Raw genomic sequence first — 3358 nt, forward strand, 5'->3', positions numbered from 1 at the left:
GCTGGATGCGGTCCGGGTCGCCGAGGACCGCGGGTGCGGAGCCGGAGATTTCGACCGCCACGCCGCGCGAGCCGGTGAGCGGCTCGAGCGCGCCCACCGCGCGCCGCGCGACCTCGGCGAGGTCGAGCCGGTGCAGCGGCAGCTCGCCCGTGGCGCCCTCGATGCGCTGCAGCGTCATCAGGTCGCTCGTCAGCCGCGTGAGCCGGTCCGACTCCGCGATGATCGTGGCGAGGAACCGGTCGGCGTCCGCGGGCGGTACGTCGCCCTCGGCAAGTGTCTCGGCGGCGCCGCGGATGGCCGTGAGCGGCGTGCGCAGTTCGTGACTGACGTCGGAGACGAAGCGGCTCTTGCGCTGCTCCTCGCCGCGCAGCTCGGTCACCACGCCTTCGACCTGACCGGCCATCGCGTTGAACGCCTCGGCGACCGCGCGGGTCTCCCGCGAGCCGGACGGTGTGGCGCGGACGGAGTGGTCGGCGGGGAAGGCGTCGGCGGTGGCCGCGAGGTCCGACAGCGGGCGGGCGAGCCACCGTGCGAGCATCTCGGCCGCCGCGAGCGCGACGACGACGAACACGAGCGCCAGCACGCCGAGCTTGAAGCGGTAGCTCCAGATGAGGGTGCGGATGGAGAAGGTGGTGGCCGACGCGGTCGCGATCGCGGCGACGCGTCCCGAGACGCGCACCGGCACCGCGACGTAGAGCGCGACGCGGCCGTCCTCGAGCACGCGCGTGTCCGCTCCGTACGGTCCCATGAGCGCCTCGGCCACCTCGGGCGAGCCGGAGTGGTCGGTCCCGACGGGCTCGCCGGTGGAGTCCGCCAGGGTGCGGCCCTGCACGTCGAGCACGCGGACTCGCGACGAGAGGTCGCCGCCTGCGCCGACCAGAGCGTCGCCGAGATCCGCGGTCTCGCTCGTCTCGAGCGTCGCCGACGGTTCCGCGCCCGAGTGTCGGAACGCCGGCGCGACGAGCGCCGCGGTCAGCCGCGCCTCGGTGTAGAGGCGCTCCTCGAGCTTGCGCAGGGCGAACGACTCCAGCTCGCCGAGGAAGTACAGGGACAGCCCCGCGGCCGACAGCATCGCGACCGCGAGGAACGACGCGAGCAGCCGGGTGCGGATCGACGTCGGCATCGCGGGCGCGCCCTACGGGGCGATGCGGTAGCCGTAGCCGCGGACGGTCTCGACGAGGCCGGGGTCGGCGCCGGCGGCCTCGAGCTTGTCGCGCAGGCGCTTGACATGGGTGTCGACGGTCTTCGTCTCGACGAGGTACTCCCAGCCCCAGGCCTGCCGCAGCAGCTGCTCGCGGCCGAGTACCTTGCCGGCGTGGCGCATGAGGCAGGCGAGCAGCTCGAACTCGCGCGGCGTGAGGTCGATGGGGGTGCGCTTCTCGCCGTAGACGGCCTCGTGTGCGTCCTCGTCCAGCGTGATCCCGGATGCGGTGATCGGCGAGCCTCCGGCAGTGGCGCCATCGCCCGTGCGCGCACCGGCCGACCGGCGGAGGAGGGCGCGCACGCGGGCCTGCAGCTCGCGGATACCGAAGGGCTTGGCGAGGTAGTCGTCGCCGCCGATCTCGAGCCCCACGACCTTGTCGAGTTCCGTATCGCGAGCCGACAGGAACAACACCGGCACTTCGCCGGCGGCGCGCAGCCGGCGGCAGACCTCGTAGCCGTCGAGGCCGGGAAGCATGATGTCGAGGATGACGAGGTCGTAGGGGTGCTCATCGGACATGCGCAGCGCGGAGTCGCCGTCCGCCGCGCAGTCCACCTCGTACCCTTCGCGGCGCAGGTTGAACGAGACCAGGTCGGTGATGGCCGCCTCGTCGTCGACGACGAGGACCCTCGGGGCGCTGCCTGTCATCGGGACTCCTCCGTTCACCGTGCGTGGCGGCGTGCCCGATGATAGCATCGGGTGTGCGGGGCTCCGCGGTCGCGGCGCGCCTCGTCACCGTTCCGTCACCGCGAAGGGGCGCGCATGTTCTTGGCCATAGACGTCGGCAACACCCAGACGGTCTTGGGGCTGTTCGACGGCCGGGAGCTGATCGAGCACTGGCGCGTCTCGACCGACGCGTCGCTCACCAGTGATGAGCTGCGGGTGAAGGTGGGCGGGCTGATGCTGGTCGCGGGCCGCGACTGGGGCGACGTGGAGCGGGTCGTCGTCGCGTCGGTCGTGCCGGCGCTGACCGGCGCGTTCGAGCAGATGGCCGAGTCGGCCACCGGGCGCTCGCCGATGGTGGTCGGCCCGGGCCTGAAGACGGGCCTGAAGATCCGCTACGACGACCCCCGGGAGGTCGGCGCCGACCGCATCGTCAACGCTCTGGCGGCGGTCGAGCGGTGCGGCGCGCCCGTGATCGTGGTGGACTTCGGCACCGCGACGACCATCGACGTGGTGGATGCGTCGGGCGCCTACATCGGCGGCGCGATCGCTCCGGGCGTGGAGACGAGTGCCGAGGCGCTCTTCGAGGCGGCGGCGAGGCTGAGCAAGGTCGATCTCGAGCCGCCGGGCAAGGCGATCGGCAGCAACACCCGCGAGAGCGTGCAGTCGGGACTGCTGCTCGGTGAGGCGGCGATGGTGGACGGGCTCGTCCGCCGCTGCTGGGCCGAGATCGGCACCGAGTGCCCGGTGATCGCGACCGGCGGCCTGGCGGCGCGCATGACACCGCTGTGCGAGACCGTCGCCGAGGCCGACCCCGACCTGACGCTGCGTGGACTCGCGATCGTGTACGAGCGGAATGCGTGATGAGGCTCCGGCGCTGCGTTCGGCGGCCTCGGTGAAGACCGTCGTGAGCGTGAGCCTCGGCTCGTCGAAGCGCGACCACGAGGTCGAGCTCGACCTGTTCGGCGAGCGCTTCCACGTGCGGCGCATCGGCACCGGCGGCGACGTCTCGCGCGCGGTGTCGCTCCTCGAGGAGCTGGACGGCGAGGTGGACGCCCTCGGCTTGGGCGGCGCGAACATGTCGATGTCGGCCGCGGGCCGCACGTGGTGGTTGCGCAACGGGAGGCGCTTCGCACGAGCGTGCCGCGAGACTCCGCTCGTGGACGGCAGCGGACTGAAGGGCGCGGTGGAGGCCGACGTTGTCCGCGTCATGGCCGAGGATCTCGGCCTGGAGCTGGCGGGCAAGCGTGTCCTCGTCTGCTCCGCGGCGGACCGCTGGGGGATGACCGAAGGCTTCCTCGACGCCGGGTGCGAGGTCGCGGCCGCGGACCGGCTGTTCGCGCTGCGCGCGGGCGCCCCAGTGTGCGGCCGGGAGGCGATCGAGCGCAACGTGCGCGCGCTCGGGCCCGTCATCTCGCTCATGCCGCTGACGTGGCGGCATCCGGACCGCAGCGACCACGCGCGTCCGGAACCGGGCGGCATGCACGCAGACCC

At 72.9% G+C, this 3358-nt stretch carries 4 protein-coding genes; 2 read left to right on the forward strand and 2 right to left on the reverse strand.

Features of this window, described 5'->3' with window-relative positions; all coding sequences use genetic code 11:
• Together FDZ70_08165 and FDZ70_08170 are read right to left on the reverse strand one after the other, a co-directional pair.
• Positions 1–1123, reverse strand: a 1123-nt coding sequence (locus FDZ70_08165) for a HAMP domain-containing protein (protein ID TLM72820.1), incomplete at its 3' end; no start/stop codon positions are given.
• Between the two features lie 12 nt (positions 1124–1135).
• Positions 1136–1849 (reverse strand): response regulator transcription factor, encoded by a 714-nt coding sequence (locus FDZ70_08170; GenBank protein TLM72821.1) that lies wholly within the window; start codon positions 1847–1849, stop codon positions 1136–1138.
• Between the two features lie 114 nt (positions 1850–1963).
• Here FDZ70_08170 and FDZ70_08175 point away from each other — a divergent pair, with 114 nt between their 5' ends.
• Together FDZ70_08175 and FDZ70_08180 are read left to right on the forward strand one after the other, a co-directional pair.
• A complete protein-coding gene (locus FDZ70_08175) occupies positions 1964–2728 on the forward strand; it encodes a type III pantothenate kinase (protein TLM72822.1) in 765 nt (254 codons plus the stop codon).
• On the forward strand, positions 2721–3358 hold a 638-nt coding region (locus FDZ70_08180; protein TLM72823.1), incomplete at its 3' end, for a quinate 5-dehydrogenase. The genes FDZ70_08175 and FDZ70_08180, both read left to right, overlap by 8 nt.

It is taken from the genome of Actinomycetota bacterium, assembly GCA_005774595.1.
Classification (GTDB): Bacteria; Actinomycetota; Coriobacteriia; order Anaerosomatales; family D1FN1-002; genus D1FN1-002.